The 16968-nt window shown below is 66.8% G+C and carries 7 protein-coding genes; 1 reads left to right on the forward strand and 6 read right to left on the reverse strand.

The features are described from left to right. Nucleotides 1–7 precede the first annotated feature (7 nt). A complete protein-coding gene (locus ABGN05_RS12960) occupies nucleotides 8–1813 on the reverse strand; it encodes an extracellular solute-binding protein (protein WP_367954470.1) in 1806 nt (601 codons plus the stop codon). Between the two features lie 248 nt (nucleotides 1814–2061). On the opposite strand from ABGN05_RS12960, the gene ABGN05_RS12965 reads away from it, so the two are divergent. Further along, the gene (locus ABGN05_RS12965) at nucleotides 2062–2697 is read left to right on the forward strand and encodes an invasion associated locus B family protein (protein WP_367954471.1); all 636 of its coding nucleotides are present in this window, start codon (nucleotides 2062–2064) and stop codon (nucleotides 2695–2697) included. A 27-nt stretch (nucleotides 2698–2724) separates the two neighbouring features. On the opposite strand, the gene ABGN05_RS12970 is transcribed toward ABGN05_RS12965, so the two are convergent. The 5 genes from ABGN05_RS12970 to erpA form a co-directional block, all read right to left on the reverse strand. Next, nucleotides 2725–4443 carry an adenylate/guanylate cyclase domain-containing protein gene (locus ABGN05_RS12970; protein ID WP_367954472.1) on the reverse strand — a complete coding sequence of 573 codons (1719 nt, stop codon included), beginning with the start codon at nucleotides 4441–4443 and terminating at the stop codon, nucleotides 2725–2727. 121 nt (nucleotides 4444–4564) lie between these two features. Beyond that, on the reverse strand, nucleotides 4565–10957 hold the full coding sequence (locus tag ABGN05_RS12975; protein ID WP_367954473.1) for a PKD domain-containing protein: 6393 nt from the start codon (nucleotides 10955–10957) through the stop codon (nucleotides 4565–4567). Further along, on the reverse strand, nucleotides 10954–13785 hold the full coding sequence (locus ABGN05_RS12980; protein ID WP_367954474.1) for a PKD domain-containing protein: 2832 nt from the start codon (nucleotides 13783–13785) through the stop codon (nucleotides 10954–10956). The genes ABGN05_RS12975 and ABGN05_RS12980 overlap by 4 nt, the downstream gene beginning before the upstream one ends. 26 nt (nucleotides 13786–13811) lie before the next feature. Further along, a complete protein-coding gene (locus ABGN05_RS12985) occupies nucleotides 13812–16079 on the reverse strand; it encodes a FecR domain-containing protein (RefSeq protein ID WP_367954475.1) in 2268 nt (755 codons plus the stop codon). Nucleotides 16080–16554: 475 nt separating this feature from the next. Beyond that, nucleotides 16555–16905: an iron-sulfur cluster insertion protein ErpA gene (gene erpA / locus ABGN05_RS12990; protein ID WP_367954476.1), complete on the reverse strand. Its 351-nt coding sequence runs from the start codon at nucleotides 16903–16905 to the stop codon at nucleotides 16555–16557. Between the last annotated feature and the right edge of the window lie 63 nt (nucleotides 16906–16968).

Here is a 16968-nt window from a genome sequence, read left to right on the forward strand (position 1 = left end):
CGTGGCGTCAGTCCGGCTGGCGCCACCATGTCTGCAATTGATAGCCGTAGAGCGGCACCTTGTCAGGATGCGCGATCCGCTTCCAGCGCGCCAGCCATTGGTCGTCGCGATGATAGAGCGGAACGACATAGGCGCCGGAGAGAAGGGTACGGTCGAGAGCGCGCACCGCATCGACGAAGGCGCCGCGCTCGCGGGCTTTGAGCATCGCGTCGATCACGGAATCAACGGCCGGATCGGCCACGCCGGCGAAGTTCCATGTGCCGGGTGCATCCTTGGCGATGCTGCCCCAGCGGCCGACCTGCTCGACGCCGGGCGAGAGCGACGACGGATAGGCCGTCAGGATCATGTCGTAGTCGTAAGTGATCAGCCGCTGCTGGTATTGCGCGTCGTCGACGGACCGCAGCGTCACCGCGACGCCGAGGCTCGCGAGCGTGCGCTGCCAGGCGAGCGCGAGTTCCTCGCCGCCCCTGGCCTTCAGCATGATCTCGAATGAAAGCTGCTTGCCGTCCGGACCGATCATCTTGCGGTCCTTCATCTCGTATCCGGCCTTCTTAAGGGCCTCGAAGCCCTGTTTCAGGAATGCTCGGTCGCGGCCAGTGCCGTCCGACACCGGCGGCACCCATTCGCCAGCCATGATCTCGGGCGTGACGGCGTCGGGGAAGGGCGCCAGCAGCGCCTTCTCGGCTTCGCTCGCCGGGTGTCCGTAGGACGCGAGATCCGAGCCGTCGTAGTAGCTCTTGGTACGGGTATAGACGCCCGAAAACAGGTTCTGGTTTGCCCATTCGAAGTCGAAGAGCTGGGTGAGCGCCCGTCTGGTATCCTGGTTCTGGAACACGGTGCGCCGCGTGTTCATGACGAAGCCGTACATGCCGGACGGCAGCCCGCTGTCGAACGTCTCCTTCACCACGTCGCCGGAGGTGACGGCGGGAAAATCGTACTCCGAAGCCCAGCGTCCGCTGTTGTTCTCGATGTGGACGTCGATCAGGCCCTTCTTGAAGGCCTCGAACAATGCGTTCTCGTCGCGGAAATAGTTAATCCGGATCTCGTCGTAGTTGTCGAAGCCGCGCTTGGAAGGAATACCGCGCGCCCAGTAGTCGGGGTTGCGCTTCAGCACCACGCGCTCGCCCGGACGGACCTCGCTGACGGTGTAGGGGCCGCTGCCGATCATCGGTGTCAGGGTCGACTTGTCGAAAGTTTCCGCGTTCGTCGCGTGCTTGGGCAGGATCGGCATCAGCGCCAGGATGAGCGGCAGTTCCCGGTCGTCCTTCGCGAAGGTGAGGCGCACGCCATGCTCGCCGATCTTCTCCATTTTGGCGATCTTCTTGATCGTCGTGCCATAGCGCACATGCCCCTTGTCGCGCAGCAGTTCGAAGGTGAAGAGCACGTCCTCGGGCGTCACCGGCTCGCCGTCGGAGAATCGGGCACGCTCGTCCAGCGTGAATTCCACGAAGGTCCGCTCGTCATCCGTCTCGACCGACTTGGCGAGCAGGGGATACATCGTGAAGGGCTCGTCGTAGGAGCGCAGCATCATGCTGTCATAGACGTTGTAGCCGAACCTCAGGTCGAGGATCCCTTGTGCCGCGGACCCCTGAATGATGAACGGGTTGATGCTGTCGAAGGTGCCCTGGACGGCGTAGTTGATCGTTCCACCCTTCGGCGCCTCCGGGTCGGCATAGGTGAAATGCGCAAAATCCGGCGGGAGCGCCGGTTCACCGTGCATGGCGATGGCGTGGCTCGGCTCGGCTCCGGCTGCGATCGGGTTAAAGACGATCGCGCCGAGCGCGATGTGGAGGGCCAAAAGAAGTTTCTTCATTGCAAAAAGACGTCGGTTTCCGGATGATTCGGCGCAAGCCTATCATGGCCGGCCTGCAGGTCGCCCTTTTGGCTCGCGAAAGCGGCACAATTCCGGTCTGCGCACTGGATTCGCCGCAGTTGGCGGTGTAACACGCCGTCAGGCGAGAACATCGACCGTGGATCGGAGCCAGTCATCCTGTTGCCTCATTTGGCCAACATGGAGCGGTCAACCATTAAGGGCTCGGATTTCGAGAGGAAACGCAACCCATGCAAGTGAAAGCCAACAACATCGCGCGCAGTCTGGTCCTGGCCGCCGCCGGGACCGGCTTCGTGGCCGCCAGCGTGGTGCCAGTGAGCGCCCAGCAGCAGCCCCCGCAGCCGCCGCGCGGCTGGTTCAAGGCCTGTTCCAAGCAGGAAGACATCGACATCTGCAACGTCCAGAACGTCGTCCTGGCCGATTCCGGTCAGCTCATCACCGGCGTCAGCCTCATCGAGATCAAGGGCAAGGTGAACCGCAAGGTCTTTCAGGTGACCGTTCCGACCGGCCGCATGATGCAGCCGGGCATCGGCATGCAGGTGGACGGCGGCAAGGCGCAGAAGGTCGATTATGCCGTCTGCTTCCCCGACCGTTGCGTGGCCGAGGTTCCCTTGACCGACGCGCTCGTCGCCAGCTTCAAGAAGGGCACCGAACTCACGCTCACCTCCGTGAATTTCCAGAACCAGCCGAACCCGATCAAGGTTTCCCTGCAGGGCTTCACTGGTGCCTTCGATGGCGCGCCGCTTCAGCAGGCCGACATCGAGGACCGGCAGAAGAAGCTTCAGGATTTCGTCAGCAAGAACAACGAAGACTTCGCCAAGAAGCTCAAGGAAGAGCAGGACAAGGCCAAGGCGGCGGCCAACTGAGCCTTCCGCTTTCCCGTATGATCCGGATCATACGGGCTGCAGAACCGGTGCACTGAAGGCGAAGATTTCGATCGGCGCCTTTTTGCCCTTGACGGAAATAGGCGGCAGCACCCTTGCCGCCTTTTTCAGTTTATCGGGCAGGGCGTCCTGGACGTTGCGCGAGACGAGCGTCTGCGCCGGGTCCGCGGCCGAGCAGAGCCGCGCCGCCAGGTTCACGTGGTCGCCAAGCACCGTGAAGTCCTTTCGGTGGCTGCTACCCATGGCGCCCACGACCACTTCTCCGGAATTGATGCCGATCCCGATCTTGAGATCCGCGGCCGTGTCGTCGGCCATTGCGTCCATCGCCTTCATCATGTCGATGGCGCATTCCACCGCATGCTTGGACATCTTGGCGCCCGCGAATACCGCCATGATCTGGTCGCCGACGAACTTGTCGATGTCGCCGCCATGCGCCGTCACGATATCGGACAGCCTCTGGAAGTACTGGTTCAGAACGGTGACGACCTCTTCCGGCTCCCGGTTCTCCGAGAAGGCCGTGTAGCCGCGAATGTCGGCGAAGAGGATGGCGACGGTCCGGCGCTCCCCGCCGAGGGACACGGTCCTTTCGTCGCTCCCCTGGATCGCCTTCATCGTGCCGAGCGAGACGAATTTCTGCAGTTCGAAACGCTCGTTGAGCTGCACGATCATGTCGTTGAAGCGGTTTGCCAGATCGCCGATCTCGTCATGCGAGCGCACGTTCCGCACGCGGATGTCGAGATTGCCCTTGGCGATCTCGGACGCCGCTTCTCCGATCCGCAGGATCGGCCGCGAAATGCCCAGCGCGAACAGGGTGGCCCCGGCGAGCGCGGCGGCCAGCCCGATCGCCAGCCACTGCGCCAGGCTGCGGATCATGTCGGTCACGGGACGGTAGGCGTCCGCTTCCGCCTTCTCGGCCATGATCGCCCATGGGAATGCGCGTGCCACCGCGATTGCGCCGAGCGAGATGGTACCGTCGTCCAGTTCGAACGGTTCGACTGCGATCGTCGCGTTCTTCACCGAGAGCATGTCCTGCGCCTTCGCAAGCACGGTCGCGTGATCGTAGTCGCCCTGCGTGCTTGCGAACACGATGCGTCCCTCCCGGTCGACGACGCGGATCGACCCGGTCTTGGCGAAGGGATCGTTGATGACGACATTCTTCAACCGCGCCAGGTCGATGCGCGCGTAGAGCGTCGCGGCGCGGTTCTGGATGCCGTCCGGGATCGGCAGGGCAAGGGTGGCGAGCCAGTCCCCCGTCTCGGCGAGGTACGCCACCTGCGTTGCGGCGCGTGAGGCGGTCTCTTCGGGCAGCGTGTCCGCGTCCACGCGCAGGACGTCGAGCGGCGAGGAGAAATGCTGCTGCAGCTTCTTGAAGAAGCTTTCCTGGACCACCACGATCGGTCGCGGCAATCCCTCGACGTTCACCTGAAGTGACACGACGTCCGGAAGATCGGCGATGCCCTGCTTCAGCACGACGATCTTCTCGTCGAAGCCGAGCTTGTCGCCGCTCAGCGCGTTGCGGATCAGGTCGAGCGGCGTGAAGAGCGTGAACTCGAGAAAATCGTTGAACTCGTCGGTGACCTTGTTGACGGTCACGGCCAGCTGCTCGTTGGCGGCGCTCTTCAACTCGTCGCGGGCAACCCTGATCACCGACTGGCCGGCGACGATCAGCGGCAGCGCGGCGATGACCGCCGTGAAGATGAGCATTTTCGTCCTGAGATTGAGGCGCATGCTGCTCGTCCCGTCGGGGCTCCCCTCCCTTCACCGGGCAAGACTGGTCGAATCCGACCCTCTCCGGGCCACTCATGGCACAATGGAGCTCGGAATCAGCCCCCCGCCCGAGAAGCATCGGTCACTCTAGAGCATCTTGCCCCGGTTCGGAAAGCAGAGACGACTGCTGGCGCAGGCGCGCCCGGATCGTCACGGTGTCGGTGGCGACGCTGCAATCGAGGCCGTGCTCGTCGCTCGTCGTCAGTTCCGCGGTGACGGTGCCGGGCTCGGTGATTTCGACGCGCACCTTCTCGCCGTCGAGTTCGTACCCGTTTGACAGCGACCAGTAGTGGTCGAGGGCGTCCCCGTCGGGATCGCGCGACCCGCTCGCGTCGAGCACGTAGCTGTCGACCGCGCCGCCGACGTAGATGTCGCTGTCGGGCCCGGCATCTGCGACCGGCGGCGCGTTGACGAAGATGTCGACCGTCTCGATCACGGATGCGCAGGAGGACCCCGACCTGTCCGTCACCATCAGCCTGACCGGGTAGGTGCCGGGCGCCGAGAACGCGTGCGAGACCTTGTCTCCCACTGCCAGCTGGCCGTCGCCGAAGTCCCAGTCGTAGGTGGCGATCTCGCCGTCCGCGTCGAACGACCGGCTCGCGTCGAAGGAGACGACCGTCCCGGGGCAGGTCTTCCGCTCCGTGTCGACGATCGGCACCGGCGGACGGTTCACCTTCACGAGCCTGGCGATCGGGGTAAGCAGCATTTCGCCGGCGCGATCGAGCGGTCCGGTTACGCCGACCGAGTAGGTGCCGGGCTGGGCGAAGCTGTGTTCCGCCGTCTCGCCAAGAGCTTGCGAACCGTCGCCGAAGCTCCACCGGAGCGCCTGGGGGTCGTCGACCGCCGGCAGGTTCGAAAGCGAGAAGCGAAGAGATTCGCCCGCGCAGGCCGCCTCGGCCGTGACGATCTGCGTGCGCGGCGCGTCCGCCACCTCCACCAGGAACTCGGCCGTGTCCTCGGCATTGACCAGTCCCGTGCCGTCGCTGACCGTGAGGCTCGCCCGGTAGCGCCCGGGTTCGCGCCAGATATGACGGACCTCGACGCCGGCTGCCGTGCCGCCGTCGCCAAAATCCCACCGGTATTCGGCGATGCCGCCGTCTGGGTCACGCGAACCGGCGGCCGATAGTTCGAGCGGCTGGTCCACCTCGACCGCCCCGTTTCCGGCGACCACCGCGGTCGGCGCGGCGTTCACTGTCACGAGATGGATCGCGTCCGCGCTCGCGCAGCCGCTGGCATCCTGCCCCGACAGCGCCTTCAACTGGACGCGGTAGACGCCTGGCTCGGCAAAGGCGTGGCGCACGATGGCGCCGGAACCGGTCGAACCATCGCCGAAGTCCCATTCGTGGCCGGTCACCTGGCCGCCGTCGATGAAGGATGGCTGTCCGTCGAACACGACCTCCTCGCCAACCGCTGCCGCCTTCTGCGCGGCGATCACGGCGCGAGGGGCGCTCAGCACCGTCACCTGCAGGTCGTCGCTGGAGACGGGCGAGCAGAGGCCCAGATTGTCGCCCTCGATCTGCAAAGTGACGCGATATGTGCCGGGGTCGGTGTAGGCATGCTCGGGCTGGTCGCCGCCGCCGGTTTGGCCGTCGCCGAAATCCCAGCTGAAGCGGTTAACCACGCCATCGATATCGGTGGACTTGCGCCCGTCGAAACGGACCGTGGTGTTGGCGCAGACCTTGATGTCCTCGCCGGCATTCGCGACCGGTGCGGGCAGCACCGTCATCAGCGTCTCGTCCGCGTGCGAGCCGTTGGCAAGCCCCGATTCATCCGTCACCTTCAGCCGCACGCTGTAGGTGCCGGGCTCCGCGAACGTCTTGGTGGGATTGACGATGTCAGACGTGCCGCCGTCGTCGAAATCCCAGGAATAGCGCAGCAGGCCATTGTCGGGATCGGTCGATGAACTTCCGTCGAAGACGACGACGTCTCCGACGCAGGCCTGCCGGTTGTCTCCCGCGATCGCCTGCGGCGCGCGGTTGATGCGCACGGTCATGGCGTCGCTGTGCCGGGCGTTGGAGAGGTCGCTTCCGTCGTCGACCGTCAGCAGGACGGGATAGACGCCGCCGGTCGCATAGGTGTGCTCGACCATCGGCCCTTCCGCGAAATTCCCGTCGCCAAGGTCCCAGCGATAGGCCAGCCCGTCATTGTCGGCGTCGGCAGATGCGCTCGCGTCGAGCACGACCCGCAGGGTCTCGCTGAAGATGTCGCGGCCGGCCTCCGCGACCGGGGCATGGTTCACCCGGATCGTGACGTCGTCCTGTGCCGTCCGGTTTCCGGCGCTCGAATCGTCCGTCACCGTCAGCGTCATCGTATAGACGCCGGGCTCGTCGAACCGGTGTTCGATCCGGTCGCCTTCGAGCACGGTCTCGGTTCCGTTGACGTCCCAGCGCCAGGCAACGATCTCCCCGTCCGAATCGCTGGAGCGCTCGCCCGAGAGCGAAAACGCCTCGCCGGGCGCGACGCGGATGTCGGGGCCGGCGCTTGCCACCGGCGCCTGGTTGACCGTGACGCGGATCTGCGAGAAGTCGGTCGCGTTCTCGTGGCCGCTGTCGTCCGTGACGGTTAGTTCGACCGTGTAGATGCCGGGTTTAGCGAATGCATGAGTGACGACGTCGCCTTCCGCCTTCGTTCCGTCGCGGAAGTCCCACTGGTAGCGTGTGATCGCGCCGTCCGGATCGGCGGATCGGCGGCCGTCGAAGGTCAGCGTATCGCCAGGCGCCGCCACCATGTCGAAGCCGGCGTCGGCGACCGGCATCGCGTTGACCACGACGGTCATCTCGTCCGCCGCGTCGTTGCGGATCGTGCCGGAATCGTCGGCGATCGACAGGCGCACCCGATAGGTGCCGGGCGCCCGGTAGGTGTGGCTCACCCGTTCGCCGGACCCGGTATCCCCGTCGCCGAAATCCCACATGTACGACGCGATGGAGCCGTCGTCGTCGCGCGATGCCGAGGCGTCGAACTCCACCACCGACGCGGTGACGCTCTGGTCGGGACCCGCTTCCGCGACCGGCGGTTCATTGACGCGGATGACGCGTTCGGCGCTCGCCGTGTCGTTCGAAAGCCCGGAATCGTCCCGGATCGTCAGCCGCGCGACGTAGGTCCCGGACCGCGCGTAGGCATGGACGGTCTCGCGGCCGTCGGCGCTCGATCCGTCACCGAAGTCCCACCTGTAGGACAGGATGTTGCCGTCCGGATCTGCGGATCGTGCTCCGCTGAAGGCCACGGGCTCGTCGATGGCCGCGGGCCTGTTTTCGTCGACCCGCGCGACCGGCGTCTCGTTGGGGGCGTCCAGCACGGTCACCGTCGTCGTGTCGCTGGCGTCGGCATTGTCCTGTCCGGAACCGTCCGTGACGGTCAGTGTGACCGTGTAGGTGCCCGGCTGGAAATAGGTGATCGACCGCCGCTCGCCCTGCGCCTTCTTGCCGTTGCCGAAATCCCAGCGGTAGCCGACCAGGTTGTTGTCGGGATCGGTGGACTGGCCGGCGTCGAAATCGACACGCTGTCCGACGATGGCGCTGCGATCGGGACCGGCCTCGGCGACCGGCCGCGCGTTGCGCCGCTCCTCCACGAAAGCAACGAACTTCTTCTCGGTGATGCCGTTGTCCAGACCCGAATCGTCGACCAGCGTAAGCTTTCCGAAATAGGTCCCCGGCGCGGCGTAGGCGTGTTCGACAACCGCCTCGTCGGAACCGGACCCGTCGCCGAAATCCCACCGGATGCGCGTCACGAGCCCGTCCGGATCGGCGGCGCGCCGGGCGTCGAAGGCATGCGCCACCCCGGTCTCCAGCGACAGTTCGTTGTCGATCGCGATTTCCGGCGCCTGGTTGTAGGGATGCGTTACCCTCACCGTGAAGCGCGCATCGCTCTCCGAGCCGCGGCGGCCGGAATCGTCGCGCACCAGCACATGCACCTCGTAGTCCCCGGGCGCCGCGTAGGCGTGCCTTGCCTGGAAGCCCGAAGCGCGCGCGCCGTCGCCAAAATCCCACTCGACCGCGACGACGTTGCCGTCCGGATCGGTGGTGCCCGTCGCGTCGAACTCGACGAGTTCGTTGACGAAGGCAGCGCGGTCGCCGCCGACGCGCACCTCCGGCGACAGGTTCGCCCGATTGGCGACGATCACCTCGAATTCGGTCCCGGCCCGGTCGTTCGGCTTGCCCGAATCGTCGGTGACGGTAAGCGACGCCCGGTAAGTCCCGGGGGTATGGTAGACATGGTCGACGCTCATGCCGCTGCGAGTGACGCCGTCGCCGAAATCCCAGTCGTATGAGAGGATGGAGCCGTCCGGATCGCCGGAGAGCGCTCCGTCGAAGCGGACGGTCTCGCCGACGACTGCCTCCCGGTCGCCTCCCGCATCCGCGACCGGGGCTTCGTTGCCGGATTCCACGACAGTCACGGTATACTCCGCGCTCGTCGTCCCGTTCGCCAGCCCGGAATCGTCGGTGGCCTTGACCACGATCTTGTAGGTGCCGGGCGCGGCGAAGGAGTGCCGCACCACCGGCCTTCTGCCGTTCGCCCCGTCGCCGAAATCCCATTCCACGGCACTGATCGCGCCGTCGCCGTCGCGGGCGCCGGTGGCATCGAAGAGGCCCGGCATGCCGACGACCAGCCGGTCGGGAACCGCGACCGCGTCGAGTTCGGGCGCCGCGTTGACGAAGACTTGTACCTCGTCTTTGGCGACGCTGTTCTCGGCGCCACGACCGTCATCGACGGTCAGTTGTACGGTGAAGGTGCCGGATGTTTCGAACCTGTGCGAAGCTTTCGACCCGTTCCTCGTGCTGTCGTCACCAAACTCCCAGGCGAAGCCGTGACGGTCGCCATCCGCGCCGCTCTCCTCGCCGGCGTCGAACGCAATCGTCTCGCCGAGCGCGATGCGCCTGTCGCCGCCGGCATTGGCGACGGGCGGGGCGTTGACGGCGACGGTGGCGCTGGCGGTGGCCTGGTTGCAGGGGTTGTCGGAACTGTCGGTGACGGTGAGGCCGACCGTGTAGGTGCCGAACGTTGCATAACGGTGCGCCGGCCGCCCGAAATCGGCGTCGCCGGCTTCCTGCACCAGCTCGGTGCCGTCGCCGAAAGTCCAGTGGTAGCGCGCAATCCGCGTGCCTTCCGGCAGCGACGGGCTGGTCGAGGCGGTGCCGTCGAAGCGCACCTCCGCGCCCTCGGCCACCAGTTCGGGCGCGGTGAAGGCGGCGACCGGCGGCGGCTTGACGAAGAAGGAGAAGTCGCGCGCGGCACCCCCCGCCACCATGCCGGACGCGTCGAACACCTCCAGCCGGGCAGGGTGAACGCCATAGTCCTCGAAGGCCTGCTCGATCGTCGCCCCGTCCTGCCACTGCCCGTCCGCGCCGAAGCGCCAGCGCCAGGTCAGCGGCTCGCCGTCGGGATCGACGGAAGCGGCCGCGTCGAAGCGCATCGAGCGGCAGGCCAGCGGCGTCACGTTGAGCGCGATCTCGGGGCGCCGGTTGGGAGAGAACACGCGCACGGGAAGCTCGACCGCCACCGGCCGCAGGGCCGGGTCGGCGCCGGCTTCGCCGATCACGCCGACGAAGACGGTCAGGTCGTTGGGCATCTCGCCGCCGCCGGCCGCCGTGACCGATCCCGCTTCGCCCGGCTCGTCGTCGCGCAGCGCCACCTCGGCGCGTCGCCACTCGCTCTTGCCGGAGGCCGCCAGCCCGATGGAACGAAAGCGGCCCTCGTAGGCGATGCGCCCGCCGGCCGCGTCGAAGTTCTCGATGCCGAGGGCTTCGGCATCGGCCGGCACGGCGAAGCGCAATTCGGCGAGCTGGCGTCCCGCGGGCACCTGGATCGTCGGGATATAGGCGTAGAGCCGCGCGCCGTCGGGCCTGCGGTTCTCGCTCTCCGACGAACTCAGCGCCACGTCGAAGACGTTGCCGTCATTGCCCGACACGCCCTCGACCAGGAACACGAACTCGCGGCGGTTCTCTCCGGCATCGGCGCCGTCAGCCGCGTTTGCGGAAAACAGCGTCACCCAGCGCCCGTCGGCCTCCTCGTCGCGACCGAACTCGACCGTCCCGAGCGGTTCGCCGGTGACGCTCTCCTGCACCACCCCGGCCGCGTCGCGCCACAGCCGCGCTTCGCCGCCGGCGCCGAACAGGGCAAACCGGATCGAGGAGTTGAAGCCGCCCTTCGGCTCGTCGATCGTGCCCCCGGTGTCGGGATCGAAGACCCGCACGTGCACCCGTCCGGTATCCGCCGGCACCGACAGCCGGATCAACTGCCGGAAATCATGATCCCCTTCGTTGATGCGAGCATCCGGCCCGAACGTCACCAGGCGGGGGCTGGTGGGTTCCTCGCGGATGCCGGCGAAGGCGGCGAGCCGCGGCAGGTTCTCGCGGATCGCGTCGGCGTGGACCCAGGCCATCACCGGCGCCAATACCGAAACCATGCCGATGAGCATCAGTGCCAGCATGCGTCCGAGCGTGGTGCCGAGGAGGGCGGAAAGCAGCCGGCCGATCATTGGGCACCTCCCGCCGCATCCTGCGTCACCGTCACGGTCACCACGGTCTCGGCGCTCAGGGCGGGCGAGCCGTCATCCGTGACCGTCAGGCGGACCCGGAAGATGCCGGGATCGTGGAAGGCATGGCGCGGCGCGGCCTGCGCGGACGTGCCGCCGTCGCCGAAGTCCCAGGCATAGGCCATGACGTTGCCGTCCGGATCGTGCGAGCCGGTGCCGTCAAACGGAACGATCTGGCCGGTCTTGACCGTGATTTCCGAGCCCGCATCGGCAACGGGGGGCTGATTTCGCGCCGCCGCGACTGTGACGGTCAGCGTATCGGTGGCCGTCAGTTTCTCGTGCGGGCCATCGTCGGTGACCGTCAGCGTGATCGTGTAGGTGCCGGGGAACTGGTAGACGTGCCGGACCCTGATGCCGGAGGCGCGGTTGCCGTCGCCAAAGTCCCATTCGTGGGTCAGGATCGACCCGTCCGGATCGCGCGAGGCGCGGGCATCGAGCGCGATTTCCTCACCCGCGACCGTGGCGAGATCGGGACCGGCGTCTGCCTGCGGAGCGAGGTTGGCCTGGTTGGCGACGATCACTTCGAAATCGAAGCCGACCCGCGCCGGCTCCGGCAGGCCGTTGTCCAGGAGCTCGAGCCGGCCTTCATAGGTGCCCGGTGCACCGTAGAGATGCTCCACAACAGGGCCCGCGCCGCGCGTCCCGTCGCCGAAATCCCATTCATAGGCGATGATCGACCCGTCCCGGTCGTCGGCTGCCGACGCGTCGAATCGGATCGGGCGCCAGGTGGTGGCGGCGAACTCGGAGGGAAACTGCGCCACCGGCGGCCGGTTTTCCGCCGGCCTGACGGTGATCGTCGCCGAATCGATCGCCCGTTCCCCGCCGCGGGGGCCGTCGTCGCGCAGGTTGAGCGTCGCAACGTAGCTGCCGGGTTCCCAGTAGGTGTGCTCGATCGCCGGAATGTCGCCACCGGTCCCGTCGCCGAAATCCCAGGCGTACGAAAGGATCTCGCCGTCCGGATCGGAAGACGCCGCTGCATCGAAGCGCACGGCCTCGCCGGCATGGACGGTCCTGTCGCCGCCGGCATTTGCCGTTGGTCGCTGGTTGCCGGGTTCTTCCACGACCACCTCGATCGCGTCGATCCCCTTGGCGGTGTCGAACGGCGTGTCGTCGAGGACCGTCAGGCGCACCTCATAGACGCCGGGAAGATGGAAGGCATGGGGTACGGAGGGGCCGACCGCTCGCGCGCCGTCGCCGAAATCCCACAGAAAGGAGACGATCGATCCGTCCGGATCGCGCGAGAGCCCCGCGTCGAACACATGGATTTCGCCCGCCGTCAGCCGCCTGTCGCCGCCTGCATTGGCGACGGGCGGGGCGTTGACGGCGACGGTGGCGCTGGCGGAGGCCTGGTTGCAGGGATTGTCGGAACTGTCGGTGACGGTGAGGCCGACCGTGTAGGTGCCGAACCTTGCATAACGGTGCGCCGGCCGCCCGAAATCGGCGTCGCCGGCTTCTTGCACCAGCTCGGTGCCGTCGCCGAAAGTCCAGTGGTAGCGGGCAATCCGCGTTCCTTCCGGCAGCGACGGGCTGGTCGAGGCGGTGCCGTCGAAGCGCACCTCCGCACCCTCGGCCACCAGTTCGGGCGCGGTGAAGGCGGCGACCGGCGGCGGCTTGACGAAGAAGGAGAAGTCGCGCGCGGCACCCCCCGCCACCATGCCCGAGGCGTCGAATACCTCCAGCCGGGCAGGGTGAACGCCATAGTCCTCGAAGGCCTGCTCGATCGTCGCCCCGTCCTGCCACTGCCCGTCCGCGCCGAAGCGCCAGCGCCAGGTCAGCGGCTCGCCGTCCGGGTCGGCGGAGGCGGCCGCGTCGAAGCGCATGGAGCGGCAGGCGAGGGGCGTCACGTTGAGCGCGATCTCGGGGCGCCGGTTGGGAGAGAACACCCGCACGGGAAGCTCGACCGCCACCGGCCGCAGGGCCGGGTCGGCGCCGGCTTCGCCGATCACGCCGACGAAGACGGTCAGGTCGTTGGGCATCTCGCCGCCGCCGGCCGCCGTGACCGATCCCGCTTCGCCCGGCTCGTCGTCGCGCAGCGCCACCTCGGCGCGCCGCCACTCGCTCTTGCCGGAGGCCGCCAGACCCATGGAGCGGAAGCGGCCCTCGTAGGCGATGCGCCCGCCGGCCGCGTCGAAGTTCTCGATGCCGAGGGCTTCGGCATCCTCCGGAACGGCGAAGCGCAATTCGGCGAGCTGGCGTCCCGCGGGCACCTGGATCGTCGGGATATAGGCGTAGAGCCGCGCGCCGTCGGGCCTGCGGTTCTCGCTCTCCGACGAACTCAGGGCCACGTCGAAGACGTTGCCGTCATTGCCCGACACGCCCTCGACCAGAAGCACGAACTCGCGGCGGTTCTCTCCGGCATCGGCGCCGTCGGCCGCGTTTGCCGAAAACAGCGTCACCCAGCGCCCGTCGGCCTCCTCGTCGCGGCCGAACTCGACCGTCCCGAGCGGTTCGCCGGTGACGCTCTCCTGCACCACCCCGGCCGCGTCGCGCCACAGCCGCGTCTTGCCGCCGGCGCCGAACAGGGCAAACCGGATCGAGGAGTTGAAGCCGCCCTTCGGCTCGTCGATCGTGCCGCCGGTGTCGGGATCGAAGACCCGCACGTGCACCCGTCCGGTATCCGCCGGAACCGACAGCCGGATCATCTGCCGGAAATCATGATCCCCTTCGTTGATGCGAGCATCCGGCCCGAACGTCACCAGCCGCGGGCTGGGCTCGCGCTCCATGGACATCACCGGATCCGCCGTGCTGACAAGCAGGGCGAGCGCGGCCAACGCAACACTCCGGGTCGGATACGCCTTCACCGGACCAGCTCCACGCGGCTGACGTTTCCGGCGACGTCGAGAAGCTCGACCACCACCCTGACCGGTTCGTCGTCCGGGCGGCGCGGCAGTTCGACCGTCCCCTGGTAGGCCTTGCGGGCGCGGTTGTAGCGCAGAACCCCGTCCTTGCGGCCGCCGCTCGATGTCGCTGTGAAGCGGGAGGTCATCGCAAGGCCGGAGGCATCCCGCGCGCCGACCTTGATGGAGAGAAGATCGGTCGTACCCCGACCTTCCACCGTCAACTCCTGCGCCGTCACCTCGGGCCGTTCGGTGTCGAAAATGACTGTGCGCTTCTCGATCGTGACGAGGCCGACCTCGTTGGTGGCGACGATTTCGACCGTGTTCGGGCCCTGGGTCAGCGCAAGGTCCGCCTGGCCGATCCCGTCCCGTACGTCCATCGGGCTGCCGTTCACGGCAAGTGCGACGCCCGGATCGGTCTCGATCCGGATCTGCAGGGTTGGCTCGGCCGTCACCTGCGGCAATGGCTCCGGCAGGCGCACGCGCGGCGGCTGGTCGATAATCAGCGTCTCGATCCCTTCCTCATAGGAATAGCCCGAGACTGTCGCGATCCGAAGCTCGAACGTTTCGCTCGAGGCTGCGAGCGGGACGTTGAGCGCGAAGCGCCCATCGGCGTCGGCATAGGTTTCCGAACGCGCGCGCCCGGAGGGCTCCACGACCGACACCTTGGCGCCACCGATCACCGAGCCCGACAGCGACAACACGTCCCTTGCGCTGAGAAAGCGGCCCGCATCGTCGCGCGGTAGCGCCGGATCGTAGGCGACGTCCTTGCGCTGATCGGCCACGAAATCGAACTCGATCGTGCGCAAAGTCTCGTTCCCGGCCGTATCGCGCGCCATGACATCGACCCGGTTGCGGCCGTCGCCAGCCTCCACCGTGTGGAAGAAGCGCCCGTTCTGGTCGATGTCGGCGACTGTGCCGTCGATCAGCACGGCGGCGCCCGCTTCCGTCTCGCCCGATATCGTCACTTGGCGATCGCGCAGGATCGCGCCTGGCTCAGGTGTTCTGATCTGCAGGAAGGGCGGCGTGTTGTCGGATCTGAGTTCGAACTTTCGGACCGAACTCATCTGCCCGGGAAGCCCGAACGAATCGAGCGCCGCCACCCGCCAGTAGTAGGTCCCGGGCGCGAGAGGGTGATCCTCCATCCGGTTTTCTTCGAGGCCGAAGAGGCTGTCTGCCATGCGGTCGAAGCGGCCGTCGAAGGCGATCTCCAGCCAGTAGCCGCCGCCGTTCGGCATCTCCTCCCAGCCGAGATCGACGCTTTCGCCGTAGAGAACGGCGTCGTCCTCGGGCGCGTTGAGCGTGATGCGGCCGAAGACGTCGACCTTCTCCTCCGGTGCGGCGCCGTTACTCACCACGGCGCCTTCGTTGCGGCCGAGCACAAGCGTCTTGTCGCCGGCCTGGATCGACACCGGCTTGACGTCGTAGTTGGAAAACTTCGCCCCCTCCGCATCCTGGCTCACCCAGAAGCTGCCCGAATCGATTTTTGCGTCGACGTTGGGCAGGCTCACCTCAAGCTGGTTGCGGTCGCTCTCGGTCGCGAGCAAGGCGTAGAAATCGCCTTCGACCAGGCTGATCTTGGCCTCCTCGCGGCGCTTGAGCGGATCGACCCGCATGCGCTGGATGACAGCCTGTGAGTTGGCGTTGAGGCGTAGCCGGCTCGCATCCCGGAACACGACCTGCGCGGTCGAGCGCGACAGCGTGCGCAGCTTCTCCTGCTCGTTCAGGATGGCGTTGAGGTCCCGTTCGGTCCAGCCGTTCTCGATGGTCTTCTGGCCCTCGACCCAGCCTTGCCGGTCGCTGAGCCGCGCCTCGGCTTCGACGTCGCGCTGCTTCTCGCTGTGGGTGCGCGCCGATTCGGCCTGGCCGATCGACTTGGACGACAGCTCGATGCTCTCTGCGTAGACACCATTGAGGTTTTCGACCACGGCCTCGTCGCGAAACCTGATCGCATTGCGGATCAGGATCGGCGCGAAGAGTTGCGCACCGGCCTCGTTGGCCCGCTGGATCTCGCCCAGCGACGCATCGAGCGCGGTGGCCGCCAGACGCACCTGGTTGCCGGGCAGGAGCAGTTCCTGTCCCTCCGACAGTTCGGTGATGTCATCGAACCCGTTGGCGCGCAGGATGATCGGCCATAGGTCGGGATTGTCGAGGTACTTTTCGGCCAGCGAACGGATGCCGACGCCGGGTTCCAGCCGCACGCGGATGTACTCGTCGCTCGCCGCCACCGATTTTATTGCTTCCGCCGTACCTTGCGCAGTCGCGTGCTGGGGGGCAATCAGCGAAAGGAACGGCGCCGCTACCGTCAGGCAGCGCAGCAGGCTACGCCATCTCGATGGGTCTCTGGTCGCAATGACGATCGCCAATTTCCCACACCCCAAACAGTAGCGATCTCGCCGGGACTGCCCGCCCTTTCAAGGTTTACCTCGCGTTAACCATACGGAATTCCGGCGCACGAATCCAGCGGCAAAATCGATCGATTGTGCTCAACCTTGTCCCAATATGAAACGGATTTCAGTGACTTGCGGCAAAAACCGGGTGCGCGGTGGTAACAACGACCCGCGCCCGCATGAGGCGAATCCGCCGAGCCGCGATTCCCGCTGCCGCTTGTTCAGACGGTCGCAGGAGCTTCCCGCCGAGCGGACGGTGCGCGCGCAACGGTCCTCGATTTGGCTGGGATAGAGAAGCCGGTTCCGGCGCCGCTCAGACGGAGAAGCTCGTCCCGCAGCCGCAGGAAGCGACCGCGTTGGGGTTCCTGATCTGGAAGGACTGGCCGATGAGGTCATCAACGAAGTCGATCACCGAGCCGCCCATGTAGACGAGGGAGATATCGTCGACGAGCACGGTGGCACCGTCGCGCTCGATCGCGTTGTCGTCCTCGTTGCGGTCGCCGACGAGGTCGAACTTGTAGGAAAATCCGGAGCAGCCGCCGCCTTCGACGGAAACGCGCAGCGCGGTCTTGCCCGGTTCGCCGGCGACGATCGCGGCAATGCGCTTTGCCGCCGCCTCGGTCAGTTCCACGCCCTTCATCGTCGTCTTGGCGTCCGTGCCCATAGCGTCACCTTGCAATTGCAATTCACCGATAGGTATGAAGCGGCCAGGGCCAAGTCAACCGGT

It is taken from the genome of Aquibium pacificum, from assembly GCF_040839445.1.
GTDB lineage: Bacteria > Pseudomonadota > Alphaproteobacteria > Rhizobiales > Rhizobiaceae > Aquibium > Aquibium pacificus.